The sequence below is a fragment of the Streptomyces sp. NPDC002867 genome (assembly GCF_053591895.1).
This window is the reverse complement of record NZ_JBSFUR010000021.1, coordinates 38,572-62,516: the sequence shown is the minus strand read 5'-3', so window position 1 is coordinate 62,516 and position 23,945 is coordinate 38,572. Positions and strand designations below refer to the sequence as shown.

Below are 23,945 nucleotides of genomic sequence, written 5' to 3'. Positions count from 1 at the left end.
CACAAGCAGCCCCGCCTGCGACGGAGGCGCGCGGGCCGGGGCAGCGCCCCCGGAGGCGTCGCCTGGCACTCTCCCGTAACCCGCCCGAAAAAAATTTCGCTTCGGCGCGACGGACGCGGCGGCCCTCCCCGTAGAGCAGGTGTCGGACCGCTCCACAGCTGAAGGGTGAACCGGATGGGTGTCGAGATCTGTGTGGAAGGGCTCACGAAGTCCTTCGGGCACCAGGTCATCTGGCAGGACGTCTCCCTGACCCTGCCCGCCGGTGAGGTCTCGGTCATGCTCGGGCCCTCCGGCACCGGCAAGTCGGTCTTCCTCAAGACCCTCGTCGGACTGTTGAAGCCCGAACGCGGATCGATCCGCATCGCGGGCACGGACATCACGACACTGCGCGAACACGAGCTCTACGAGGTCCGCAAGCTGTTCGGCGTCCTCTTCCAGGACGGCGCGCTGTTCGGGTCGATGAACCTCTACGACAACATCGCCTTCCCGCTCCGCGAGCACACGCGCAAGCCGGAGAGCGAGATCCGCAAGATCGTCCTCGAGAAGATGGACATGGTCGGCCTCCTCGGCGCCGAGGACAAGCTGCCCGGCGAGATCTCCGGCGGCATGCGCAAACGCGCCGGACTCGCCCGCGCCCTCGTGCTCGACCCGGAGATCATCCTGTTCGACGAGCCGGACTCGGGACTCGACCCGGTGCGCGTGGCCTACCTCAACCAGCTCATCGTCGACCTGAACGCCCAGATCGACGCCACGTTCCTCATCGTCACGCACGACATCGCCTCGGCCCGGCAGGTGCCGGACAACATCGGGCTGCTGTTCCGGCGGGAGCTGGTGATGTTCGGCCCGAGGGAGCAGTTGCTGACCAGCGACGAACCGGTCGTGCGGCAGTTCCTGAACGGCCGCATGCAGGGCCCGATCGGGATGGCGGAGGAGAAGGACGCCGCCCAGGTCGAGCAGGAACTCGCCCAGCTCGGGGACGCGGACGACGAGCAGCAGGGCATACCCGAGCTGACACCCCGGCTGCTGCCCACCAAGGGCATCGACCGGCCTCCCCGCTGGGAGGCGATCGCCGAGCGCGAGTCCCTGCGACAGATGCGCGCGGCTGTGCGCGGGAAGGCGGCGGGCGCATGAGCTGGTCCCCCACGGGTGCCCTGCGGCATTCCGGCAGTCTGTTCGCGATGGGACTGGACGTCCTGCGGACAATCCCCAAACGGCCTTTCCAGGCGCGGGAGTTCATCCAGCAGGCGTGGTTCGTCGCGAGTGTGACGATCCTGCCGACCGCCCTGGTGTCCATTCCGTTCGGCGCGGTGATCGCCCTGCAGATCGGCAGTCTCACCCGGCAGCTGGGCGCCCAGTCGTTCTCGGGCGCGGCCTCGGTGCTGGCCGTGCTGCGCGAGGCGTCGCCGATCGTCACGGCGCTGCTGATCGCGGGGGCGGGCGGCACGGCGATCTGCGCGGACCTCGGCGCGCGCAAGATCCGCGAGGAGATCGACGCGATGCAGGTGCTCGGCATCGATCCGATCCACCGCCTGGTGGTGCCGCGAGTGCTGGCCACGATGCTGGTCGCGGTGCTGCTCAACGGCCTGGTGTCGGTGGTCGGGGTGGCCGGCGGCTACTTCTTCAACGTGGTGCTGCAGAACGGCACTCCGGGCGCCTATCTCGCCTCGTTCACCACACTCGCCCAGCTCTCCGACCTGTGGGCGGCGGAGCTCAAGGCACTCGTGTTCGGGGCGATCGCCGCGATCGTCGCCTCGTACAAGGGCCTGACCGCGAAGGGTGGCCCGAAAGGCGTCGGTGACGCGGTGAACCAGTCGGTGGTCATCACCTTCATGTTGCTGTTCGTGACGAACTTCGTGATGACCGCCGTGTACTTCCAAATCGTTCCGCAGAGGGGCTGAGCGATGCCGCTGTTGAACCGTGTGCTGCCACCTCAGCTCGAGGAGCTGGGCCGGCAGCTGTCCTTCTACGGCCGTTCGCTGGCCTGGACCGGGCGCACCCTGCGCCGCTACAAGAAGGAGATCCTGCGACTGCTCGCGGAGGTGAGCTTCGGCCGTGGCGCGCTCGCCGTCGTCGGCGGCACCGTCGGTGTGATCGCGTTCCTGTCGTTCTTCACCGGCACCGAGGTCGGCCTGCAGGGATACGCGGCGCTCAACCAGCTCGGCACGTCGAACTTCGTGGCGTTCCTGTCCGCGTACTTCAACACCCGCGAGATCGCCCCGCTGGTGGCGGGCCTGGCCCTCTCCGCGACGGTCGGGGCCGGGTTCACCGCGCAGCTGGGCGCGATGCGGATCAGCGAGGAGACCGACGCGCTCGAGGTGATGGGCGTCCCGTCGCTGCCGTTCCTGGTGACGACGCGGATGATCGCCGGGTTCGTCGCGGTGATCCCGCTGTACGTGATCGGGCTCCTGTCCTCGTACTTCGCCGCCCGCACCATCACCACCGGCTACTACGGGCAGTCCACCGGCACCTACGACCACTACTTCCAGCAGTACCTGCCGCCGGTCGACGTGTTCTGGTCCTTCGGCAAGGTGATCGTCTTCGCCGTCGTGATCATCCTGGTGCACTGCTACTACGGCTACTACGCGAGCGGTGGCCCGGCCGGTGTCGGCGTCGCGGTCGGGCGTGCGGTGCGGACCTCGATCGTGGCGATCAACATTCTCGACTTCTTCCTCAGCCTGGCGATCTGGGGCGCCAACACGACCGTACGGATAGCGGGGTAGGGGCCGATGAGCATCGAAAGAGGCGCCGCGGCACGCAGTGGCAGGCTGCGGCTGTACGGCATCGTGTTCCTCGCCGTCATCGCCCTGCTGCTGTCGCTCTCCGTGGCCGCGTATCAGCAGGTGTTCACCTCGGTGGTGCGCATCACGCTCGAGGCCGACACGCTCGGCAACCAGCTCGACCCGCGGGCCGACGTGAAGCTGCGCGGACTGCTCGTCGGCGAGGTGCGCGAGGTGCGGGCCGACGGGGAGAAGGCGACGCTCGACATCGCTCTGAAGCCCGAGCACGTCGAACGGATCCCGGCCGATGTGCGGGCACGGCTGCTGCCGAAGACGCTCTTCGGTGAGAAGTTCGTCGATCTGGTGGCGCCGCCCGGCTCGTCCGGCCGGCACATCCGGGCCGGTGACGTGATCACCCAGGACCGCACCAGGGCCGGCATCGAGGTGCAGCACCTGATGAACGACCTGCTCCCGCTGCTGCGCACCGTGCGGCCCGCGGATCTCAACGCCACACTGCACGCGTTCTCCACCGCGCTGGAAGGGCGCGGGGACCGCATCGGCGACAACCTGGTCCGGCTGGAGCGCTATCTGCGCAAGCTCAACCCCCATATGCCGTCCATGCAGGAGGACATCTCCCGCTTCGCCGATGTCGCCGAGGTCTACGGGGACGCGGCACCGGACCTGATGAACATCCTGCGCAACTCCGTCACCACGAGCCGCACGATCGTGGAGAAGCGCGAGCAGCTGGCCGCCGCCCTGACGGGAACGGCGAAGGTCGCGGGCACGGCGGAGAAGTTCTTCGACGACAACGGGGAGCGGCTGATCACCCTGGGCCGTGTCTCCCGCCCCACCCTCGACCTGTTCGCCCGCTACTCGCCCGAGTACCCGTGTCTCCTGGAGGGCCTCGAGCGCCAGACCAGGGAGTCGGAGAAGGCGTTCAGGGGCGGCGAGATGCGTATCACCCTCGAATTCGTCCATCCGCGACCCGCGTACCGACCCGGTGAGGAACCGCGCTATGCCGATCGCTCCGGCCCCAACTGCAGAAGCCTCCCCCACCCTTCCGTGCCGTCGGGCCACACCAAGCTCGACGACGGTACGAAGGATGTCGCTGCCGGCGGCCCGCCCGGAGCCGGGCCGGTCTCGGCGACGGCGGCCGAGCAGCGGGCCGTCGGCTCGCTGGTCGCGCCGGTCCTCGGGGTGCCCGCCGACCGGGTGCCCGCGGTGGCGACGCTGCTCTTCGGGCCCATGGCACGCGGGACGGCGGTGAGTGTGGCATGAAGGCTTCACGGGCCACCGCGACCGCGGCACCGCTGGTCAAGTTCCTTCTCTTCGGCGTGGTGACGATCCTGGCGACGACGCTGCTCGCGGCGACGATCGTCAACCTCTCCTTCACCCCGGAGCACACCTACCGTGCGGTGTTCAGCGATGTCACCAGCCTGGAGGAGGGCGACGACATCCGCGTCGCGGGAGTGCGGGTCGGCGAGGTCGAGGACATCCGCATCAAGGACCGCACCCTGGCGGAGGTGACCTTCACCGTCTCCCACGACCGGCCGCTGCTGACCAGCACCGGTGCGGTCATCCGCTACCGGAGCCTGGTCGGCCAGCGCTATGTGGCGCTCACCGAGGGGGCGGGCGACGGGACGAGGCTGAAGCCGGGCGGGACGATCCCGCTGGCGCGGACGCAGCCGGCGCTCGACCTCAACGCGCTGCTGGGCGGCTTCAAGCCCCTGTTCGCCGCGCTCAGCCCGAAGGACGTCAACCAGCTCGCCACCGAGATCATCAAGACGCTGCAGGGCGAGGGCGGCACGGTCAACAGCCTGCTCGCGCACACCGCGTCCCTGACCACGACCCTCGCCGACCGGGACGAGCTGATCGGATCGGTGATCGACAACCTGAACACCACGCTGCAGACCCTCGACAAGCGTGGCGCGCGGTTCTCCGGGCTGCTCAAGCAGCTGCAGCGGCTGATCTCCGGACTGTCCGCCGACCGCAAGCCGATCGGGTCCTCGCTGGAGAACATCGGCTCGCTGACCGAGGCGACCTCCGGTCTGCTCGAGGACGCCCGGCCGCCGCTGAAGGGCGACATCGCCGAGCTGAGGGACCTCACCAAGACGCTGAACGACAACGAGAAGACCGTGGAGGGCGTGCTGAAGCGGCTGCCGAACAAGCTCAACAAGCTGACGGGGACCGCCTCGTACGGTTCCTGGTTCAACTTCTACCTCTGTGACTTCGACGGCCGGATCGTGCTGCCGAAGACCCGAGAGGTGATCACTCCGGAGCTGCACGTGGCACGGGCGAGGTGCGGCGGATGACGACACGGATCCTGCCCAGGCTCGGCCCGTTCCGCGACAGGAACCCGGTGGTGATCGGCGCGGTCGGCCTCACCACGCTCGCCCTGCTGGCGACGGCCGCGTTCAACGCCGACGACCTGCCGGTCATCGGCAGCGGCGACACCTACAGCGCCGCGTTCTCGGAGGCCGGCGGACTCAAGCCCGGTGACGAGGTGCGCATCGCCGGGGTCAAGGTCGGCAAGGTCGACGAGGTCGATCTCGACGGCGACCATGTGAAGGTCGTCTTCCGCGTCAAGGGAGACCCGAAGTTCGGCACGAGGACCGGCGCGGCCATCCGGATCAAGACGATCCTGGGCTCGAAGTACCTGGCCCTGCAGCCGAAGGGGTCCGGACAGCTGCGGCCCGGCAGCGAGATCCCGCTGGAGCGCACGACCCCGGCGTACGACGTCGTCCAGGCGTTCAGTGATCTGACGACCACCAGTGAAAAGGTCGACACCGAGCAGCTGGCGAAGGCCCTGGACACCATCTCGACGACCTTCGAGGACTCGCCGGAGGAGGTACGCGCCTCGATCAAGGGACTGTCGAAGATCTCGAAGACGGTGGCCTCGCGTGACGAGGACCTGCGCGAGCTGCTGAAGCACTCCAACTCGGTCACCAAGGTGCTCGCGGAACGCTCCGGTGAGTTCACCACCCTGGTGAAGGACGGCGACGCACTCTTCAAGGAGATATCCCGTCGCCGGGCGGCCATCCATGCGCTGCTCAAGAGTTCGGCGGCGCTCGGCATCCAGCTGTCGGGCCTCGTCAAGGACAACGAGAAGGAGATAGGCCCGGCGCTCAAAGGGCTGAACCAGGTGGTGCGGATGCTGGAGCGCAACCAGGCCAGTCTCGACCGCAGCGTCGCCCTGCTCGCTCCGTACGTGCGGGTCTTCACCAACACCCTCGGCAACGGCCGCTGGTTCGACAGCTACATCCAGAACATGGTCGCCGCACCGGTGGTCCCCCGGACAGGAGGGTCGCGATGAAGGGCCGCATCCGCTTCAACCCGAAGGGCCGTACGGCCCGGCTGACGGCCGCCGCCGTCGCCACGGCGCTCCTGGTCTGCGCCGCGGTCGTGCTGTGGCCGCGCGAGGAACCGATGCGCGTCACGGCGTACTTCCCGCGCACGGTGGGCATCTACCCGGGCTCCGACGTGCGGGTGCTCGGCGTACGCGTCGGTGAGGTCACCGAGATCGTCCCCGAGGGCGGCCGGGTGCGCGTGGAACTCGAGTACGAGCCCGGGCGCAGGATCCCGGCCGATGCCCAGGCCGCCATCATCAACTCCTCGGTCGTCAGCGACCGTTACGTACAGATGCTGCCGGTGTACAAGGGCGGGCCCGTGATGCGCGACGGCGCGGTGATCCCTCAGAGCCGCACGGCGGTGCCGGTGGAGCTGGACCGGGTCTTCGACAGCCTGCACACGACGGCCGAGGCGCTCGGTCCGAAGGGTGCCAACAAGGACGGCTCGCTCTCACGGCTGCTGGGGGTGAGCGCCGACAATCTGGACGGCCAGGGCGAACAGATGCACCAGACGGTGGAGGACCTGTCCCTCGCGGTCACCACGCTGTCCGACGGCCGGCAGGACCTGTTCGGCACCGTGCGCAATCTGCAGGTGTTCACAGCGGCGCTCGCCGCCGACGACAAGAGCGTGCGGTCGTTCAACGACAGTCTCGCCGCGGTCGCCGATCAGCTCGCCGGGGAGCGCAAGGACCTCGCGGCGGCTCTCAAGCATCTGGGAGTGGCGCTCGGGGACGTGTCGAGGTTCGTGAAGAACAACAAGCAGGCGCTGACCGAGGACGTGAAGGGACTCAGCAAGGTCACCAAGGTGCTGGTCACCCAGCGGGCGGCGCTGGCGGAGCTGATGGAGGTCGCGCCCACCGGCCTGTCGAACCTCCAGAACGCGTACAACCCCTCGTCCGGCACCCTCGACACCCGCAACAACCCCGACCATCCGCAGGACCCGGCGGCGCTGCTGTGCTCGCTGCTGAAGACCACCGGCGACGCCGGGGGCAAGAACCCCGACTGCGCTGAGCTGGACAAGCTGTTCGACTCGCTGCCCAAGGTGCCGGCCTCCGGCCCCGTGCCGGGCACCGGCCAGGTCGACCGGACGCTCGGCGGAATCCTGGAGGCACGCGCATGAGTGCACCCCGCAGGCGCAGGGCCGTGGCCCTGGTGACGGCCATGGGCTCCGTGCTGCTCACCGGCTGTGAATTCAACGGCCTGTACGACGTGAACCTGCCCGGCGGCGCGGCCGCCGACGGCAACGCCTACCAGGTGACGGCCGACTTCAGGGACGTCCTCGACCTGGTCCCGCAGTCGGCGGTGAAGGTCAACAACGTCACCGTGGGCGCGGTCGAGGAGGTGGAACTGGTCGGCTGGCACGCCCGGGTGCGGCTGCGTATCGCCGACGATGTGAAGCTGCCCGGCAACGCGATCGCCGAGCTGCGGCAGACCAGCATGCTCGGGGAGAAGTACGTGGCCCTGTCCCCGCCGGTGGGCATCGAACCCAGCGGGCGGCTCACCGACGGTGCGCGCATCCCGCTGTCGCGCACCGGGCGCAACCCCGAGATCGAGGAGGTGCTCTCCGCTCTCTCCGCACTGCTGAACGGCGGCGGTGTGGCGCAGCTCAAGACGATCACCGTGGAGCTGAACAAGGCCCTGGAGGGCCGGGAGAACCGGGTCAAGGACCTGCTCGGCGAGCTGGACACGTTCATCGGCGGGCTCGACGAGCAGCGCAAGGAGATCGTCCGGGCCCTCAAGGGCATCGACCGGCTGGCGAAGCGGCTGGCCGCGGAGAAGAAGACGATCGCGCAGGCCGTGGACACGATGCCCGGCGCGCTGAAGGTGCTGGCCGACCAGCGCCGCAATCTGACGGCGATGCTGACCTCGCTCTCGGAGCTGGGGAAGACGGGCACGAAGGTGATCAATACCTCCCGCGCGGACACGGTGGCCAACCTCAAGAGCCTGCAGCCGATCCTGCAGGAGCTGAACAAGGCCGGCAGCGATCTCCCCAATTCGCTGGAGCTCCTGACGACCTATCCGTTCCCACGGAACGCGACCGGTGCCATCAAAGGCGACTACGTCAACCTCAAGATCACCGCGGACCTGGACCTCGCGAGCATCTACGGCAACCTCGCGGAGGAGCCGAAGAAGCCCGGCACCCCGCGAAAGCCCGGGCTGCCGGAGGTTCCCGGCACGCCCGAGGTGCCCGACCTGCCGGAAGCGCCTCTGCCGACCGGGCCCCCCTCGGTTCCCGGCGCCCCGACGCCGGGCGCTCCCCCGGCCCCCGGCGGCGACGGACCGCTGTGTCCGCCGGTGTGCACCGGCAGCCACGCCTCCTACGAGGACGCGTCCGGCGACGGACGCCGGCTGCCCGCAGGGATCGATCTGGCACTGGCCGAGCTGATGCTGAAGGGGATGCAGCCGTGATCACACGTACGGTCAGGGGCCAGTTGATCGCCTTCGCCGCGGTCACCGCCGTGGGGTGCTCCTACGTCGGCGCCCAGTACACCGGCCTGGTGGACAGCCTGCTGGACCGCGGATACACCGTGCGGGCCGACTTCGCCGACTCCGGCGGCATCTTCCAGGGCGCCGAGGTCACCTACCGGGGTGTTCCGGTGGGCCGGGTCGGTGACCTGCGGCTCGCCGGCGCGGACGGTGTCTCGGTGGCGCTGGACATCGAGGACGGGACCCGGATACCGGCGGACACGCTGGCCGTGGTGGCGAACCGGTCCGCGGTCGGCGAGCAGTACGTCGACCTCCAGCCGCGCCGCTCCAGCGGCCCGTATCTGCAGGAGGGAAGCGAGATCCCGCGCGCCGACACCAGGGTCCCGCTGCCCCCGACGGCGCCCGTCCTCAGCCTGGACCGGCTGGTGAACTCGGTCGGCAAGGACGATCTGCGGGTCACGGTCGACGAACTCGGCAAGGCCTTCGCCGGCACCGGGCCGCATCTGAGCAAGCTGGTCGACTCCGGAAACCTGCTGGTCGAGTCGGCCTCGGAGAACCTGCCCGAGACGACCTCGCTCATCGAGGACTCGCGGGTGGTGCTGAAGACCCAGAGCGACAAGGGATCGGCGATCACGTCGTTCTCCCGCGACCTGGCCGCGCTGACCGCGGAGCTGAAGGCACGTGACGGCGATCTGAGGCGGCTGGTCGGCAACAGCGCCCCGGCGGCGCAGGAGGTCGACTCGCTGCTGAAGTCCAACGAGACGCATCTGCCGGTGCTGCTCTCCAATCTGATCAGCGGCGGCCAGGTCACCGTGGCCCGCCTGCCCGGGGTGGAGCAGGCGCTGGTCACGTTCCCGGTGATCGTCGCCGGCAGCTACACCGTGATCCCCGGCGACGGCACCACCCACTTCGGCATGGTCGTGAACGCCGACGACCCGCCGCCGTGCCGCCAGGGTTACGGCACCCAGCGGCGCGACCCGGCGAACACCTCTCAGCGGCCCGCCAACACCGGGGCACGCTGCACCGAGCCGCGCGGCAGCGGTACCTCGGTGCGTGGCGCCCAGAACGCGCCCGGCGCTTCCTCGGGGCCGGGCGGCGCGCGGCAGGCGGCGCACGTCACCCCGTACGACCCGGAGACCGGCACCCTCGCCGGGCCGGGCGGCACGCTCGTCGAGATCGGTTCGACGGGCGGCGAACAGAGCACGTTCGGAAAGGACTCGTGGCAATGGCTGCTCGTGGGACCGATGGCATGACCGACAACGCCACGGCGGCGCGCGACCGCCGCGAGGCGGCGCCCGAGGCGCCGGATGCACAGGCGGCTGGTGTCGCGACGCAGGACCGCGCCGACGTGGGTCCCGAGAGCTCGGGCGCACAGGCGGCGCGGGCATCGTCGACCGCGGGCGCGCAGGACGAGCCGCAGGCCCCTGAGGCCGTCGGTGGGCAGGACGACTCGGACGCTCCGGGGGCGCGAGACGCCGACGAGGGCGAGGCGGCGGGCGCTCGCGGGGCCCGCCTGCGCGGGCTGCGGCGAGCCGCCGGACGGGTGGCGCACGGCCGGTTGACGGCCGCGGCGCTCGCCGTGGGGACCGTCGTCGTCACCGCGCTCAGTGGGTGGCTGTGCGTCGAGGTGTACGAGCAGCGTGTCGAGACGCAGCGGCAGCAGGACATCCTGGCCGCCGCCCGCCAGTCGGCGCTGAACTTCACCTCCCTCGACTACCGGCATTACGAGCGCGACAGCGCGAACGTGCTCAAGGGCGCGACCGGCGACTTCAAGGAGCAGTTCACCGCGCAGACCGCCGAGTTGACGAAGCTCGTCGCCGCCAACAAGTCGGTGTCGCAGGGCCAGGTGCTGGAGGCGGGCATCGCGCGGGCGGACGAGCGGTCGGCCCGGGTGCTCGTCGTCGCCGACAGCAAGGTGACCAACACCGCCGCGCCCGAGGGACAGGCGCGCACCTACCGGTTGCAGCTCGACCTGGTGCTCGAGAGCGGTCGCTGGCTCACCTCCAACGTCGAGTTCGTCGGCTGACCGCCCGACGCCCACCCCGTACCACCAGCAGTGAGGAGCAGGACCATGGCGAATCCGACGACCCGGGGGCGCGGCGCCGCGTCGGCGGGGCAGCGCACGATGGCCGCCGCCGCACGAGCGGCGGCCAAGAAGACCGAGCGCGTCAGGTCCGGTGCGCCGGGCTCCTCGGGCGGTCCGCGCGGTTCGGGCCTCGCGGCGGCGTCCCGTGCCGTGCCTCTCACGGAGGTCCCGGCCGAGGCCCCGGACGACGTCTCGCAGGCGCGCAGGCCCGATGAGCAGCACGTCGGGCGGGTGCTGGTGGCCGCGGAGGTCACGCGGGGCCGCCGGATCACGCGCGGCCGGGTGTGCGCCGCGCTGGCGGTGCTGCTGGTGGCGGCCCTGGTCGCGGCCGGCGTGCTGGGGCGGGAGTACGTCCGCGGCCGGGACACCGACGCCGCGCGGACCGAGGCGCTGGCGGCGGCCCGCAAGGCGGCGCCGGTGGTGCTGTCGTACGACCACCGCCGGCTGGACAAGGATTTCGCGACCGCACGCACCTGGCTGACCGGCTCGTTCCGCGACGAGTACGGCAGGACCACGAAGACGGTGGTCGCGCCGACGGCGACGAAGTACCGCGGCACGGTCAAGGCCTCCGTGGTGCGCCCGCCTGACGGCGGCGCCCCGGCCGCGTCGGTGGTGTCGGCGTCGCCGGACAAGGTGGTCGTCCTGCTGTTCGTCAACCAGGTGACCACGAGCACCCAGGTGACGGGCTCGCGGGTCGACCTCAACCGGGTGCGCATGACGATGACGCGTACGGACGCCGGCTGGAAGGTGAGCGCCGTCGACGCCCTCTAGAGCCCCAGCCTCCCCCTCCCGCGCCTCCGGGCCGGGACGGCAGCAGCCCAGCAGGCCGCGCCGTCCCAGCTCGGAGGCGCTTTTTTGCGTCCGTGTCTTGACAGCTCAGGCCACCGCTCGACAGAATTCCATTAAGCAGAAAGAAACTTCCGCAATACGGAAGGAGCGCACAGCCCTCATGGGATACGCGGACCAGCGCTTCGATGTGAACCTCTCGATCCTCTTCACGGAACTCCCGCTCCTGGAGCGTCCCGCGGCAGCCGCCGCGGCAGGCTTCACGGCGGTCGAGCTGTGGTGGCCCTGGATCGAGACCCCCACCCCGCCGCAGGCGGAGCTCGACGCCCTCAAGAAGGCGCTCGACGACGCCGGCACCCAGCTGGTGGGCCTGAACTTCTACGCCGGGCAGCTGCCGGGCCCCGACCGCGGCGCGCTCTCCGTGCCGGGTGAGGAGTCCGACCGCTTCCGGGCCAACATCGAGGTGGCCGCCGACTTCGCCGCCTCGGTGGGCTGCACGGCGCTCAACGCGCTCTACGGCAACCGCGTCGACGGCGTCGACCCGCAGATCCAGGACGCCCTCGCCCTGGAGAACCTGGTCCTCGCGGCCCGCGCGGCCGACCGCATCGGCGCGATCCTGCTGGTCGAGACCCTGAACAAGCCGGAGTCGCCGCTCTACCCGCTGGTGAGCGCGCCCGCCGCGATCGAGGTCGTCGACAAGGTGAACGCGGCGACGGGCCTCGGCAACGCCAAGTTCCTCCTGGACATCTACCACCTGTCCATGAACGGCGAGGACGTCTCCCAGGTCATCGCGGCCCACGCGGACAAGACCGGTCACGTCCAGATCGCCGACAACCCGGGCCGCGGCGCTCCGGGCACCGGCTCGCTCCCGCTGGAGCAGCTCCTCGACGAGCTGAAGAAGGCCGGATACGAGGGCTGGGTCGGCCTGGAGTACAAGGCCGGCGACCGCCCGAGCGCCGAGTCGTTCGACTGGCTGCCCGCGGCGGCCCGAGCGGCCAACTGACTTACCCCGCAAGCTTTTTGAAAGAGGTACCCTCATGAGCACTCTCGCCGATTCCTCCCGCCCGGCGGTTGCCTGGATCGGGCTCGGCATCATGGGCTCGCCCATGTCCGAGAACCTGCTGAAGGCCGGTTACCAGGTCACCGGCTTCACGCTGGAACAGGACAAGCTGGACCGCCTCGCCGCGGCCGGCGGCACCGCGGCCTCCTCGATCGCCGAGGCGGTCCGGGACGCGGACGTCGTGATCACCATGGTTCCGGCGTCGCCCCAGGTGGAGGCCATCTGCTACGGCCCCGACGGCATCCTGGAGAACGCGAAGCAGGGCGCGCTGCTGATCGACATGTCCTCGATCACCCCGCAGACCTCCATCGACCTCGCGAAGGCCGCCGCCGACAAGGGCATCCGCGTGCTCGACGCCCCGGTCTCCGGCGGCGAGGCGGGTGCCGTCGAGGCGGTGCTGTCCATCATGGTCGGCGGCGAGCAGGCGGACTTCGAGACCGCCAGGCCGATCCTGGAGGCCCTCGGCAAGACCATCGTGCTGTGCGGTCCGCACGGCTCGGGCCAGACGGTGAAGGCCGCCAACCAGCTGATCGTCGCGGTCAACATCCAGGCGTGCGCCGAGGCCGTGGTCTTCCTGGAGAAGTCGGGCGTGGACCTGAAGGCCGCGCTCGACGTCCTCAACGGCGGTCTGGCCGGTTCCACCGTGCTGACGCGCAAGAAGGACAACTTCCTGAACAGGGACTTCAAGCCCGGCTTCCGGATCGACCTGCACCACAAGGACATGGGCATCGTCACCGACGCCGCCCGCAACGTGGGCGCCGCCCTGCCGGTCGGCGCGGTCGTGGCCCAGCTGGTCGCCTCCCTGCGCGCCCAGGGCGACGGCGGCCTGGACCACTCGGCCCTGCTGCGCGCCGTCGAGCGCCTCTCGGGCACGCAGGCCTGACGCCCTGTCCCGGGAACGCGGGCCACAGCCCACTGAGGCCCCGCCCACTCGGGCAACGGCCCCTTGAACCCCGGTCGGTGTCGGCGCTGACACCTGTCCTGTCGCGCCCAGGCGCCGGCACCGGCCGGAACACCCTCCCTCAATTTCAACAAACTGTTGACGTAAGGTCGGGGGCGTCCTTACGCTCCTCGCACCGCCAGCAGCTCCCGTACGTATCGGAAGGTCACGATGTCGAAGCGCGTGCTTACGACCGAGTCCGGCGCCCCGGTCGCCGACAACCAGAACTCCGCCACCGCCGGCGTCGGTGGCCCGCTGCTCCTGCAGGACCAGCACCTGCTGGAGAAGCTCGCCCGCTTCAACCGTGAGCGCATCCCGGAGCGCGTGGTCCACGCCCGCGGCAGCGGCGCGTACGGCTACTTCGAGGTGACCGACGACGTCACCGGCTGGACGAAGGCCGACTTCCTCTCCGAGGTGGGCAAGCGCACCGAGACCTTCCTGCGCTTCTCGACCGTGGCCGACTCGCTCGGCGGCGCGGACGCGGTCCGCGACCCGCGCGGCTTCGCGGTGAAGTTCTACACCGAGGAGGGCAACTACGACCTCGTCGGCAACAACACCCCGGTGTTCTTCATCAAGGACCCGATCAAGTTCCCCGACTTCATCCACTCGCAGAAGCGCGACCCCTTCACGGGCCGTCAGGAGCCGGACAACGTCTGGGACTTCTGGGCACACGCCCCCGAGGCGACACACCAGGTGACCTGGTTGATGGGCGACCGCGGCATCCCCGCCTCGTACCGCCACATGAACGGCTACGGCTCGCACACCTACCAGTGGACCAACGAGGCCGGCGAGGCCTTCTTCGTGAAGTACCACTTCAAGACCAACCAGGGCATCCGCTGCCTGTCGTCCGAGCAGGCGGCCGAGCTGGTCGGCAAGGACGCCAACTCGCACCAGACGGACCTGCTGCAGGCCATCGAGCGCGGTGTGAACCCGTCCTGGACCCTCTACGTCCAGGTCATGCCGGCCGCCGAGGCGGCGGACTACCGCTTCAACCCGTTCGACCTCACCAAGGTGTGGCCGCACAGCGACTACCCGCTGCAGCGCGTGGGCCGCCTGGTTCTCGACCGCAACCCGGACAACGTCTTCGCCGAGGTCGAGCAGGCCGCGTTCTCCCCGAACAGCTTCGTGCCCGGCATCGGTCCGTCCCCGGACAAGATGCTCCAGGGCCGACTCTTCGCCTACGCGGACGCCCACCGCTACCGCCTCGGCGTCAATCACACGCAGCTGCCGGTGAACGCGCCCAAGGCGGCGGTCGCGGACAACTACGGCCGCGACGGCCTCATGGCCACCCGCAACGGCTCGCGCCACGACAAGAACTACGAGCCCAACTCGTACGCGGGTCCCGCCCAGACGGACGCGGCGCTCTCCGCCCCGCTGGCCGTCACCGGCTGGACCGGCACCCACGCGGCGCCCGCGCACGTCAAGGACGACGACTTCTTCCAGGCGGGTGAGCTCTACCGCCTGATGTCGGAGGAGGAGAAGCAGCGCCTGGTCGCGAACATCGCCGGCGGCCTGTCGCAGGTCACCCGCGACGACGTGATCGAGAAGAACCTGGCCCACTTCCACGCCGCCGACGCCGACTACGGCAAGCGCGTGGAGGAGGCGGTCCGCGCCCTGCGCGAGGACTAGTCACCGACGGCGCACCGGAGCCGGCGTCCTGCCGGCGACGGTGCGCGGTCCGGATCGGTGGCCCGGATGAGGGGTGGTCACCGGTGCGGACAGCTTGAGGACCGCGGCGGACGTGCGATGCCAGTGCGGTGGTGAAGGCGCCGGTCCCCCTCTCCGACCTGACGTGAGGAGGACCGGCGGCCGATCGCCCCGCCGCGGTCCCGGGCGATTCCCAGGTCCCGCCCGGCGGCGCGAACGTCCTGTCGCGCCGGCCTCGCACCGTCGGGCGGCAACAACTTCACAGACAGAGCGCGGAGTCGGTTACGGTCCCGTACGTCGCGCTCGGTGATCAGGGCCCGGTCTGCGCACAGAGACCGGGCCCTGATCCGTCTACGCCTCGCCGCCCCTGTCCCCGCCGGCGGCTCCGTCGTCCCCGCGGCGACGCCCGCGCCAGTGCTCCCACGCGTCCTCCGCCACGGAGAAGACGCACAGGAACCCCGCCGCCACCACCGCGGTCACGGTGGCCTCCCTGATCCCCATGTCCTCGACGTACGCGACCCACAGCCACAGCACCGCCACCACCGGCGGCAAGGCGACGAGCAACCCCCGCCAGTCCGGCCGGAATCCCGCCACGGCGTCCTTCCCCGTCGATCCGCGTCGCCGCGGTGACCGCGGGCGGCGTGTGCCGCCCGGGGAAGAGACAGAGCGGGAGCCGTGGCGGTTCCCCGCACGCCCGGGATCTGCCCCGCCCGCGTTCCCGCACCTCCGCCGCCAGGGCCCCGACGGCCCCGACGACAGCGACGACAGCAAAGAGCGAGGTGCGAGAACCGGCGGCCCCTCAAGGGCCCCTGCCGGCAGCGCCAGGCGCCCGGGAACGGCGAAGGCCCGGTCCGCGGCTGCGGACCGGGCCTCCTCGCCCCGGAGGGCGGCGGATCAGACCTTCAGGGGCTTGATCGCGGTCGGGGCGTGGCCGGGCTCGGTGGCGAGCTCCTCGAACTCCGTCACGTCGCTCATGTCGACCGTCTTGCTCATCGAGATGTTGGTGACACGCTCCAGGATGGCCTCGACGACCACCGGGACGCTGTACTCGGCGGCGAGCTTCTTGGCCTCCTCGAAGGCGGCGCCCAGCTCGTTCGGGTCGGTGACGCGAATCGCCTTGCACCCGAGGCCCTCGACGACCTTGATGTGGTCGACACCGTAGACGCCGATCTCCGGGGTGTTGATGTTCTCGAACTCCAGGTTGACCTGGAAGTTGATGTCGAGGCCGATCTGGGCCTGCCGGATCAGGCCCAGGTAGGCGTTGTTCACCAGGACGTGGACGTAGGGGATCTTGTGCTGCGCGCCGACCGCCAGCTCCTCCAGCATGAACTGGAAGTCGTAGTCGCCGGAGAGCGCGACGATCGGGGTCTCCGGGTCGGCGGTGGCGGCGCCCAGCGCGGCGGGGATCGTCCAGCCGAGCGGGCCGGCCTGGCCGCAGTTGATCCAGTGGCGCGGCTTGTAGACGTGCAGCATCTGCGCGCCGGCGATCTGGGAGAGGCCGATGGTGGTGACGTAGCGGGTCTCCGGACCGAACGCCTTGTTCATCTCCTCGTAGACGCGCTGCGGCTTCATCGGGATGTTGTCGAAGTGCGTGCGGCGCAGCAGGGTGGCCTTGCGCTCCTGGGTCGAGGCGGCCCACTCGCCGAAGTCGGGCAGCTTGCCCTCGGCCTTGAGGTCCTTCGCCACCTCGATGAAGAGCTCCAGGGCGGCCTTGGCGTCGGAGGCGAAGCCGTAGTCCGGGGCGAAGATCTTGCCGATCTGGGTGGGCTCGATGTCGACGTGGACGAACTTCCGGCCCTTGGTGTAGGCGTCCAGGTTGTAACCGGTGTGGCGGTTGGCCCAGCGGTTGCCGATGCCGAGGACGAAGTCCGACTCGAGGAACGTCGCGTTGCCGTAGCGGTGCGAGGTCTGCACACCGACCATGCCGGCGCTGAGCTCGTGGTCGTCCGGGATGGTGCCCCAGCCCATCAGGGTGGAGATGACCGGGACGCCGGTCAGCTCGGCGAACTCGACCAGCAGGCCGGAGGCGTCGGCGTTGATGATGCCGCCGCCGGCGACGATCAGCGGACGCTCGGACTCCAGAAGGAACCGAATGGCCTTCTCGGCCTGGGCGCGGGTGGCCCGCGGCTTGTAGACCGGCAGCGGCTCGTAGGTCTCGGGGTCGAAGTCGATCTCCGTCTGCTGGACGTCGATCGGCAGGTCGATGAGGACCGGGCCGGGACGGCCGGAGCGCATCAGGTGGAAGGCCTCCTGGAACACGCCCGGGACCTGGGCGGCCTCCAGGACGGTGGTGGCCTTCTTGGTGACGGGCTTCGCGATCGCGGCGATGTCGACGGCCTGGAAGTCCTCCTTGTGGAGCTTCGAGACCGGGGCCTGGCCGGTGATGCACAGGATCGGGATCGAGTCCGCGATCGCGGAGTACAGGCCGGTGATCATGTCGGTGCCCGCGGGGCCGGAGGTACCGATGCAGACACCGATGTTGCCCGCCGTGGCACGGGTGTAGCCCTCGGCCATGTGCGAGGCCCCCTCGACGTGACGCGCGAGCGTGTGGTCGATGCCACCGCCCTCCTTGAGCGCCCGGTAGAAGGGGTTGATCGCGGCGCCCGGCACTCCGAACGCGTGGGTGACGCCTTCACGCTTGAGGATCTCAACTGCCGCTCGGGCGGCGGTCATACGAGGCATGGGGTGCTCCTGCTCCGGCCTTGGGGATCGGCTCTGTCGCGCCACCTGAGAGCGTCGTCCCGCGTCGGTGTCCAGTATTTATTCCGCAATACGGAAGTCTAGTTCTGCTATACGGAAGTAATGTAAAACGAGCCCGGTCCGGCGTCAAGGGAGGCGGGAGGCGAGGGAGCGGCTCCGGAGCGCAGGGGGCGCAGTCCGGGAAGTGGCTCGCCAACTCCCGGCCGTTGATGGACGATGGACGGCAGCCAGGAGGGGGAGGGGTCGTGACGATCGAAAGCGTGCCGGTGCGCTGTCCGGCCTGCCGCCGCGACCATCTGTACGCACCGCCCGTCTACCCGTGCGCCTGCGGCGCGCCGCTCGCTCCCCCGCTGCTGCGCGGCGCACCCCCCGAGCCGATCACCCATCGCACCTGGACCGACGACTGGGTGACCGTGCGCTGCCCCTTCTGCGAGCGGCAGGACCAGTGGCCGCAGCCGGAGCTCGGCTGCGCCTGCGGAACCGTGCTGCGCATCCTGGTGCGCCCGGTGAGCGCACCCGCCCCGGACTGCGGCCAGGCCGCCGCGACCGCGAGGCCGGACGCCCCCGGCCCCGCGCACCTACCGCTGCCCCCCACCGCGACGGCGGCCCGTCCCGTGTTCCGTCCGGTGACCATCCGCACCGCACGCGACGCGGTGACGGCCGCAGCGATGTATCTGCGGTGGCTCGGCTTCAAGGACGTCGTCCAGCCGGAGGTCAGACCCGTGTCCGGCATCGACCTGCGCGGGGAGGGCGTGGTGGCCCAGGTCGATCCGTCGACCCGGCCGACCGGCCTCCGCGACATCGAGTGCCTGTGGCTGAACGGACTCAGCGCGTCCGCGCAGAGCGTCTTCTTCTCCCTCGCGGGCTACGCGGACGACGCGCGGGCTCGCGCGGACAGGCTGGGCATCCCGCTGTTCGTCATGGACCTCACGGGCTGCCCCCAGCCGGTCAACGCACCCGCGGACGAGCTGCTCACGATCGGCACGTAGCCTCCGCAACCGGTCCGAATCTCAAATAAAGCTCAGAATCGGCCGTTTCGGGCTTCGGGCCCCCGTACGGACGGGCACATATCTCCTACAGCCGCGGACACGGCTCGGGGGAGGTGGGCGTGATGCCCCTCGACATGTGGTGGTTCACCGGAGCGGCGTGCGTGGTGCTCGCGGCGGCGGCCGTGCTCCTGAGGGCCGGTACGCCCGGCGCGGACGCGACCGGTGCGCCCGGCCCGCAGTCCGTCGCCCTCCTGCGGGGCGGTCGCCGGGCGGCCGTGACCGTGGCGCTCGTCGCCCTCCAGCAGCGCGGTGTCGTCACGAGCGGGCGCAGGGGCACGGTACGGATCGACGGCTGGGGGACCGCGGTCCGCGATCCCCTGCAGCTCGCCGTCCACACCTCCCTGCGCCGCCCGGTGGGCATCCAGGTGCTGCTCACCGTGCCGCGGGTGCAACGCGCCCTCGACGGCCTGCGCGACCAGTGCGCGGCCCAGGGTCTGCTGCGGCCCCGCAGGCGCTGGCACGCGGCCCGTGCGCTGCTGGTCGCGGTGCCGGTGACGGTCGCGGCCGGCCTGATGGCCACGACCGGCTCCCCGGCGGCGACGGCTGCCGCGGCGGTGCCAGTGGCGGGAGCCGTCGCGCTCTGGTTCGTACCGCGTCAGACGCCGGCGGCACGCCACCTGCTGGCCTCGCTGCGCGAGGCCCACCCCTTGCCGGACCGGCCGCTGCGCGGCAGCGCGAGCGTGCCGCGGGTGCAGATGTCCGTGGCGCTGCACGGCGACCGGGCGCTCCTGCTGCACCTCCCCCACTTCGCGCGGGACGGCGGCCTTCTGGGGCGCGGCAGCCGCGAGAGGGGCTTCATGGCGGACGAGACGTCGCCGGGCCGGGGCGGGGCGCCGTCGTGCGGGGGCGGCCCGGGGTGACGGGCGCGGTGTCCCACCTCCTCCGGGCCGGGGGGCTGCCCCCGGCCCAGGGCGCAGCCCCCGGATCAGCTGAAGCGGTCGCGGAGTTCGACCTTGCGGACCTTGCCGCTCACCGTCATCGGGAAGTCCGGCAGGATCTCCACCCGGCGCGGGATCTTGTAATGCGCCAGGCGCTCCCGGCAGAACTCCGTGATCTCCTCCAGCGTCGGCGGGTCCCCCGCGTCACGCGGGATCACGCAGGCGAGGATCTCCTCCCCGTACCGCTCGTCCGGCACCCCCACCACCTGCACGTCCGCGATCTTGGGGTGCGTGTAGAGGAACTCCTCGATCTCGCGCGGGTACACGTTCTCCCCGCCCCTGATGATCATGTCCTTGATGCGGCCCACGATCTGGACGTAGCCGTCCTCGCGCATCACGGCCAGGTCACCGGTGTGCATCCAGCGGCCCGCGTCGATGGCCTCCGCCGTCTTCCCCGGCTCCTCCCAGTAACCCAGCATGACGCTGTAGCCGCGCGTGCACAGCTCGCCCGCCTCTCCGCGCGGCAGCGTCACGCCGGTGCCCGGGTCGACCACCTTGACCTCGACGTGGGGCATGACGCGGCCGACCGTGCCCGTACGGCGTTCCAGGTCGTCGTCGCGACGCGTCTGCGTGGACACGGGGGACGTCTCCGTCATGCCGTAACAGATCGACACCTCCGCCATGTTCATCTCCGCGACGACCCGCTTCATCACCTCCACCGGGCACGGCGAGCCCGCCATGATGCCGGTGCGCAGCGAACCGAGGTCGTAGGCGGCGAAGTCGGGGAGGTTGAGTTCCGCGATGAACATGGTCGGCACCCCGTACAGCGACGTGCACCGCTCGTCGGCGACGGCCCGCAGGGTCGCGGCCGGGTCGAAGGAAGGCGCGGGGATCACCATGCACGCGCCGTGCGAGGTGGCCGCGAGGTTGCCCATGACCATGCCGAAGCAGTGGTAGAAGGGCACGGGGATGCAGACGCGGTCCTGCTCGGAGTAGGCGATCATCTCGCCCACGAAGTACCCGTTGTTGAGGATGTTGTGGTGGGAGAGCGTCGCTCCCTTGGGGAACCCGGTCGTCCCCGACGTGTACTGGATGTTGACGGGGTCGTCGCAGGACAGCTCCGCCTCACGCGCGGCGAGCCGGTCCTCCGTGACGGACGCGGCCGCCGCCACCAGCGCGTCCCAGGAGGCGTCGCCGATGTAGTGCACGGACCGCAGCCGCGGACACGAGGCACGGACGGCGTCGGCCATCGCCCGGTAGTCGCTCGTCCTGTGCGTCTGCGAGGCGACGAGGACCGCGATCCCGGCCTGGTTCAGGACGTACTCGAGCTCGTGGGCGCGGTAGGCCGGGTTGATGTTGACCATGATGGCGCCGATACGCGCGGTGGCGTACTGGATCAGCACCCACTCCGCGCAGTTGACGGCCCAGATGCCGACCCGGTCCCCCTTGGCGACGCCGGAGCCGAGCAGTCCGCGCGCCAGCAGGCGCACGGCCGCGCCGAACTCGGCGTACGTCCAGCGGCGGCCCGACGCCACGTCGACGAGCGCCTCCCGGTCGGGCCAGGCCGCGACCGCGCGGTCGAGGTTCGCGCCGATCGTGTCGCCGAGCAGCGCGGTGCCGCTCGTGCCGTGCGCGTAGGACAGCTTCATCGCAGGTCCCCTTCCACGTACTCGGCGGACGAGCCCTCCGCCGTGAGGCGGCGCAGCTCGACGCGGCGGATCTTCCCCGACACCGTCTTGGGCAGCTCGGCGAACTCCAGCCGGCGGATCCGCTTGTACGGGGCGAGGACCGCGCGCGAGTGCTCGAAGAGCACCTTGGCGGTGTCGGGCCCTGCCTCCCAGCCCTCGGCGAGGACGACGTACGCCTTCGGCACGGCGAGGCGCACCGGGTCGGGGGCGGGCACGACCGCGGCCTCGGCCACCGCCTCGTGCTCCAGCAGCGCGCTCTCCAGCTCGAAGGGGCTGATCTTGTAGTCGCTCGCCTTGAACACGTCGTCGGACCGGCCCACGTACGTCAGGTACCCGTCGTCGTCCCGGGCGGCGATGTCCCCGGTGCGGTAGTAGCCCCCGGCCATGGCCTCGGCCGTACGCTCCGGGTCGCCGTGGTACCCGGTCATCAGGCCGACCGGGGCGGTGGACAGGTCGAGCGCGATCTCGCCCTCCTTCGCGCCCGGCTCGCCGGTGACGGGGTCGAGGAGCTCGACCGTGTAGCCGGGGCTCGGACGGCCCATGGAGCCCGCCTTGAGCAGCTGGCCGGGGCTGTTGGAGACCTGCACGGCGGTCTCCGTCTGGCCGAACCCGTCGCGGATGGTCACGCCCCACTCGCGCCGCACCGTCTCGATGACCTCGGGGTTGAGCGGCTCACCGGCGGCGACGACCTCGCGCGGGCGCCGGGCGAGGCCGCCGAGGTCGGCCTGGATCAGCATGCGCCACACGGTCGGCGGCGCGCAGAAGCTGGTGACGCCCGCGCGGTCCATCTCGGCCATGAGCCGGGCCGCGTCGAAGCGGGTGTAGTTGTGGATGAAGACGGTCGCCTCCGCGTTCCACGGGGCGAAGAGGTTGGACCAGGCGTGCTTGGCCCAGCCGGGCGAGGAGATGTTCAGGTGCACGTCGCCGGGTCGGAGGCCGATCCAGTACATCGTCGCCAAGTGGCCGACGGGGTACGACACATGAGTGTGCTCGACGAGCTTGGGCCGGGCGGTGGTGCCGGAGGTGAAGTACAGCATGAGCGGGTCGTCGGCGCGGGTGGGCCCGTCGGGCACGAAGGGCGCGGCCGCCCCGTACGCGTCCTCGTAGGCGATCCAGTGGGGGACGCGGTCGCCGACGGCGATCCGGGTGTAGTCGCCCGGCACCTCCGCGAACTTGGCGGCGTCCTCCGAGCGCACGATCACATGGCGCGCCCGGCCGCGCTCCACCCGGTCCCGCAGATCGGCCGGCCCGAGCAGCGGCGTCGCGGGGATGACGACGGCCCGCAGCTTCATCGCGGCGAGCGCGGTCTCCCACAGCTCGACCTGGTTGCCGAGCATGACGACGACCCGGTCGCCGGGCCGCACCCCCAGCCCGCGCAGCCAGTTGGCGACCCGATCGGAACGCTCCGCCATCTCGGCGAAGGTCCGCCTGACCTCGCCGCCGTCCTCCTCGACGATGTGCAGCGCGGTGCGGTCGTTGTCCCGGGCGATGGCGTCGAACCAGTCGAGGGCCCAGTTGAAGTGCTCGAAGCGGGGCCAGGCGAAGCCCTCGTAGGCGCCCGCGTAGTCCTCCCGGTGCTCCAGCAGGAAGTCCCGGGCAGCCCGGAACCTCTCGGTCGCGCCGCCAGACGTCATGTTGCCTCCTCGTTGCGGGACGGGCCTCGCACATCGTGTAATCGGTGACCTGGGTCTCACTACCCCCATACGGGGGTGTCGTCCCGGAGCTGGGCACCGGCGGGAGGAGCTGCGCGTGGGCGGACCGGACGAAGCGGTCGCGATGCGGGCCGCGCTCGTACGCCTGCGGCGGGCGACCGGGCTGCCCGTCGCCTTCGGCGGACTGGTGCACGACGCGCGTCCGCTGCGCATCGCCGAACTGACCGGAGCGGCGACGAACGCGCTGCGCGGACTCGCCATCCGCACCGGCAACGGGCTCGGCGGGAAGTCGATGGCCCTGTCCCGGCCGTGCACCGTGACCGACTACCCGACCGCCCGGCACATCAGCCACGAGTACGACGCGGCGGTCGCGGCGGAGGGACTGCGGTCGGTCGTCGCGGTGCCGGTCGTCGTACGCCGCCGGGTGCGCGGCGTGCTGTACGGCGCGCTGCGCCGGCCCGTGGCGCTCGGCGACCGGGTCCTCGACGAGGCCGTGGCCGCGGCGCGCGACGTGGAGCAGGCGCTCCTCCTGCGGGACGAGGCGGGGCAACTGCTCGCCGGGGTACGCGGACCGGGGACGGGCGCCGGCCCGGGGGCGGACGAGGACCGGCGGTCCTGGGAGACGGTCCGCGAGGTGCACGGTGACCTGCGGGCGCTGGCCCCGAAAATCGCGGACCCGGCGCTGCGCGCGGAGCTGCTGGCGGTGTGCGGCCGGCTGGCCTCCGCCGGCGCCGCCGCGCCTGCGGCGGGGGTATCGCTCGCCCCGCGCGAGGTCGACGTGCTCAGCTGCGTGGCGTCCGGTGCGACGAACGCGGCGGCGGCGGAACGGCTGGGGCTGAAGCCGGAGACGGTGAAGGCGTATCTGCGCTCGGCGATGCGGAAGCTGGGCGCCCACAGCCAGGGCGAGGCGGTCGCGGCGGCACGCCGGGGCGGCGTACTGCCGTAAGCGGTGGGGTAGAAGCGGGGTG

Annotated in this window: 21 protein-coding genes; 17 read left to right on the top strand and 4 right to left on the bottom strand. The window is 70.9% G+C overall.

All coding sequences use genetic code 11. The features are described from left to right. The first annotated feature begins 174 nt into the window (after positions 1-174). The 14 genes from ACWD0A_RS20915 (at position 175) to ACWD0A_RS20850 (ending at position 14,992) form a co-directional block, all read left to right on the top strand. A complete protein-coding gene (locus tag ACWD0A_RS20915) occupies positions 175-1,131 on the top strand; it encodes an ABC transporter ATP-binding protein (protein WP_451300160.1) in 957 nt (318 codons plus the stop codon). Then, the gene (locus tag ACWD0A_RS20910; protein WP_307712734.1) at positions 1,128-1,898 is read left to right on the top strand and encodes an MlaE family ABC transporter permease; all 771 of its coding nucleotides are present in this window, start codon (positions 1,128-1,130) and stop codon (positions 1,896-1,898) included. The genes ACWD0A_RS20915 and ACWD0A_RS20910 overlap by 4 nt, the downstream gene beginning before the upstream one ends. A 3-nt stretch (positions 1,899-1,901) precedes the next feature. Next, positions 1,902-2,720, top strand: coding sequence for an MlaE family ABC transporter permease (locus ACWD0A_RS20905; RefSeq protein WP_307712735.1), 819 nt, complete (start codon positions 1,902-1,904; stop codon positions 2,718-2,720). A 6-nt stretch (positions 2,721-2,726) separates the two neighbouring features. Further along, positions 2,727-3,995, top strand: a complete 1,269-nt coding sequence (locus ACWD0A_RS20900) for an MCE family protein (protein ID WP_451300158.1) — start codon at positions 2,727-2,729, stop codon at positions 3,993-3,995. Then, positions 3,992-5,029, top strand: coding sequence for an MCE family protein (locus ACWD0A_RS20895; protein ID WP_392322717.1), 1,038 nt, complete (start codon positions 3,992-3,994; stop codon positions 5,027-5,029). Before ACWD0A_RS20900 ends, ACWD0A_RS20895 begins: the two co-directional genes overlap by 4 nt. Further along, entirely contained in the window at positions 5,026-6,030 is a 1,005-nt protein-coding gene (locus tag ACWD0A_RS20890) for an MCE family protein (protein ID WP_451300156.1), read from the top strand. The genes ACWD0A_RS20895 and ACWD0A_RS20890 overlap by 4 nt, the downstream gene beginning before the upstream one ends. Next, positions 6,027-7,184, top strand: coding sequence for an MCE family protein (locus tag ACWD0A_RS20885; RefSeq protein ID WP_451300154.1), 1,158 nt, complete (start codon positions 6,027-6,029; stop codon positions 7,182-7,184). Before ACWD0A_RS20890 ends, ACWD0A_RS20885 begins: the two co-directional genes overlap by 4 nt. Then, complete coding sequence (locus ACWD0A_RS20880; RefSeq protein ID WP_451300152.1) at positions 7,181-8,473, top strand: MCE family protein; 1,293 nt, start codon at positions 7,181-7,183, stop codon at positions 8,471-8,473. Before ACWD0A_RS20885 ends, ACWD0A_RS20880 begins: the two co-directional genes overlap by 4 nt. Beyond that, the gene (locus tag ACWD0A_RS20875) at positions 8,470-9,744 is read left to right on the top strand and encodes an MCE family protein (RefSeq protein ID WP_451300150.1); all 1,275 of its coding nucleotides are present in this window, start codon (positions 8,470-8,472) and stop codon (positions 9,742-9,744) included. Before ACWD0A_RS20880 ends, ACWD0A_RS20875 begins: the two co-directional genes overlap by 4 nt. Then, positions 9,741-10,517, top strand: coding sequence for a hypothetical protein (locus ACWD0A_RS20870; RefSeq protein WP_451300148.1), 777 nt, complete (start codon positions 9,741-9,743; stop codon positions 10,515-10,517). Before ACWD0A_RS20875 ends, ACWD0A_RS20870 begins: the two co-directional genes overlap by 4 nt. 45 nt (positions 10,518-10,562) lie before the next feature. Beyond that, positions 10,563-11,348 carry a hypothetical protein gene (locus ACWD0A_RS20865; RefSeq protein ID WP_451300146.1) on the top strand — a complete coding sequence of 262 codons (786 nt, stop codon included), beginning with the start codon at positions 10,563-10,565 and terminating at the stop codon, positions 11,346-11,348. Between the two features lie 178 nt (positions 11,349-11,526). Beyond that, positions 11,527-12,366, top strand: a complete 840-nt coding sequence (locus ACWD0A_RS20860) for a TIM barrel protein (protein WP_451300144.1) — start codon at positions 11,527-11,529, stop codon at positions 12,364-12,366. Positions 12,367-12,400: 34 nt separating this feature from the next. Beyond that, the gene (locus tag ACWD0A_RS20855; RefSeq protein WP_451300142.1) at positions 12,401-13,306 is read left to right on the top strand and encodes a 2-hydroxy-3-oxopropionate reductase; all 906 of its coding nucleotides are present in this window, start codon (positions 12,401-12,403) and stop codon (positions 13,304-13,306) included. A 228-nt stretch (positions 13,307-13,534) separates the two neighbouring features. After that, positions 13,535-14,992, top strand: a complete 1,458-nt coding sequence (locus ACWD0A_RS20850; protein WP_451300140.1) for a catalase — start codon at positions 13,535-13,537, stop codon at positions 14,990-14,992. Positions 14,993-15,361: 369 nt separating this feature from the next. Here ACWD0A_RS20850 and ACWD0A_RS20845 read toward each other — a convergent pair whose 3' ends face one another. Continuing rightward, on the bottom strand, positions 15,362-15,604 hold the full coding sequence (locus tag ACWD0A_RS20845; protein WP_451300138.1) for a hypothetical protein: 243 nt from the start codon (positions 15,602-15,604) through the stop codon (positions 15,362-15,364). A gap of 300 nt (positions 15,605-15,904) precedes the next feature. Next, positions 15,905-17,692, bottom strand: coding sequence for a glyoxylate carboligase (gene gcl / locus ACWD0A_RS20840; RefSeq protein WP_451300136.1), 1,788 nt, complete (start codon positions 17,690-17,692; stop codon positions 15,905-15,907). A gap of 269 nt (positions 17,693-17,961) precedes the next feature. Here gcl and ACWD0A_RS20835 point away from each other — a divergent pair, with 269 nt between their 5' ends. Together ACWD0A_RS20835 and ACWD0A_RS20830 are read left to right on the top strand one after the other, a co-directional pair. Continuing rightward, positions 17,962-18,699 (top strand): hypothetical protein, encoded by a 738-nt coding sequence (locus ACWD0A_RS20835; protein WP_451300276.1) that lies wholly within the window; start codon positions 17,962-17,964, stop codon positions 18,697-18,699. A gap of 122 nt (positions 18,700-18,821) precedes the next feature. Next, the gene (locus ACWD0A_RS20830; protein WP_451300134.1) at positions 18,822-19,619 is read left to right on the top strand and encodes a TIGR04222 domain-containing membrane protein; all 798 of its coding nucleotides are present in this window, start codon (positions 18,822-18,824) and stop codon (positions 19,617-19,619) included. A 65-nt stretch (positions 19,620-19,684) separates the two neighbouring features. On the opposite strand, the gene ACWD0A_RS20825 is transcribed toward ACWD0A_RS20830, so the two are convergent. Both ACWD0A_RS20825 and ACWD0A_RS20820 read right to left on the bottom strand, forming a co-directional pair. Further along, positions 19,685-21,286: an AMP-binding protein gene (locus ACWD0A_RS20825; RefSeq protein WP_451300132.1), complete on the bottom strand. Its 1,602-nt coding sequence runs from the start codon at positions 21,284-21,286 to the stop codon at positions 19,685-19,687. Then, entirely contained in the window at positions 21,283-22,959 is a 1,677-nt protein-coding gene (locus tag ACWD0A_RS20820) for an AMP-binding protein (protein WP_451300130.1), read from the bottom strand. The genes ACWD0A_RS20825 and ACWD0A_RS20820 overlap by 4 nt, the downstream gene beginning before the upstream one ends. Before the next feature lie 142 nt (positions 22,960-23,101). Between ACWD0A_RS20820 and ACWD0A_RS20815 the strand changes: the two genes are divergently transcribed. Next, complete coding sequence (locus tag ACWD0A_RS20815) at positions 23,102-23,923, top strand: helix-turn-helix transcriptional regulator (RefSeq protein ID WP_451300274.1); 822 nt, start codon at positions 23,102-23,104, stop codon at positions 23,921-23,923. Positions 23,924-23,945: the final 22 nt, after the last annotated feature.

Bases quoted from the DNA above. Each gene is read 5' to 3' on its own strand.
- ACWD0A_RS20915 (WP_451300160.1), top strand. From the start codon at position 175: ATGGGTGTCGAGATCTGTGTGGAAGGGCTCACGAAGTCCTTCGGGCAC.
- ACWD0A_RS20910 (WP_307712734.1), top strand. From the start codon at position 1,128: ATGAGCTGGTCCCCCACGGGTGCCCTGCGGCATTCCGGCAGTCTGTTC.
- ACWD0A_RS20905 (WP_307712735.1), top strand. From the start codon at position 1,902: ATGCCGCTGTTGAACCGTGTGCTGCCACCTCAGCTCGAGGAGCTGGGC.
- ACWD0A_RS20900 (WP_451300158.1), top strand. From the start codon at position 2,727: ATGAGCATCGAAAGAGGCGCCGCGGCACGCAGTGGCAGGCTGCGGCTG.
- ACWD0A_RS20895 (WP_392322717.1), top strand. From the start codon at position 3,992: ATGAAGGCTTCACGGGCCACCGCGACCGCGGCACCGCTGGTCAAGTTC.
- ACWD0A_RS20890 (WP_451300156.1), top strand. From the start codon at position 5,026: ATGACGACACGGATCCTGCCCAGGCTCGGCCCGTTCCGCGACAGGAAC.
- ACWD0A_RS20885 (WP_451300154.1), top strand. From the start codon at position 6,027: ATGAAGGGCCGCATCCGCTTCAACCCGAAGGGCCGTACGGCCCGGCTG.
- ACWD0A_RS20880 (WP_451300152.1), top strand. From the start codon at position 7,181: ATGAGTGCACCCCGCAGGCGCAGGGCCGTGGCCCTGGTGACGGCCATG.
- ACWD0A_RS20870 (WP_451300148.1), top strand. From the start codon at position 9,741: ATGACCGACAACGCCACGGCGGCGCGCGACCGCCGCGAGGCGGCGCCC.
- ACWD0A_RS20865 (WP_451300146.1), top strand. From the start codon at position 10,563: ATGGCGAATCCGACGACCCGGGGGCGCGGCGCCGCGTCGGCGGGGCAG.
- ACWD0A_RS20860 (WP_451300144.1), top strand. From the start codon at position 11,527: ATGGGATACGCGGACCAGCGCTTCGATGTGAACCTCTCGATCCTCTTC.
- ACWD0A_RS20855 (WP_451300142.1), top strand. From the start codon at position 12,401: ATGAGCACTCTCGCCGATTCCTCCCGCCCGGCGGTTGCCTGGATCGGG.
- ACWD0A_RS20850 (WP_451300140.1), top strand. From the start codon at position 13,535: ATGTCGAAGCGCGTGCTTACGACCGAGTCCGGCGCCCCGGTCGCCGAC.
- gcl (WP_451300136.1), bottom strand. From the start codon at position 17,692: ATGCCTCGTATGACCGCCGCCCGAGCGGCAGTTGAGATCCTCAAGCGT.
- ACWD0A_RS20830 (WP_451300134.1), top strand. From the start codon at position 18,822: ATGCCCCTCGACATGTGGTGGTTCACCGGAGCGGCGTGCGTGGTGCTC.
- ACWD0A_RS20825 (WP_451300132.1), bottom strand. From the start codon at position 21,286: ATGAAGCTGTCCTACGCGCACGGCACGAGCGGCACCGCGCTGCTCGGC.
- ACWD0A_RS20820 (WP_451300130.1), bottom strand. From the start codon at position 22,959: ATGACGTCTGGCGGCGCGACCGAGAGGTTCCGGGCTGCCCGGGACTTC.
- ACWD0A_RS20815 (WP_451300274.1), top strand. From the start codon at position 23,102: ATGCGGGCCGCGCTCGTACGCCTGCGGCGGGCGACCGGGCTGCCCGTC.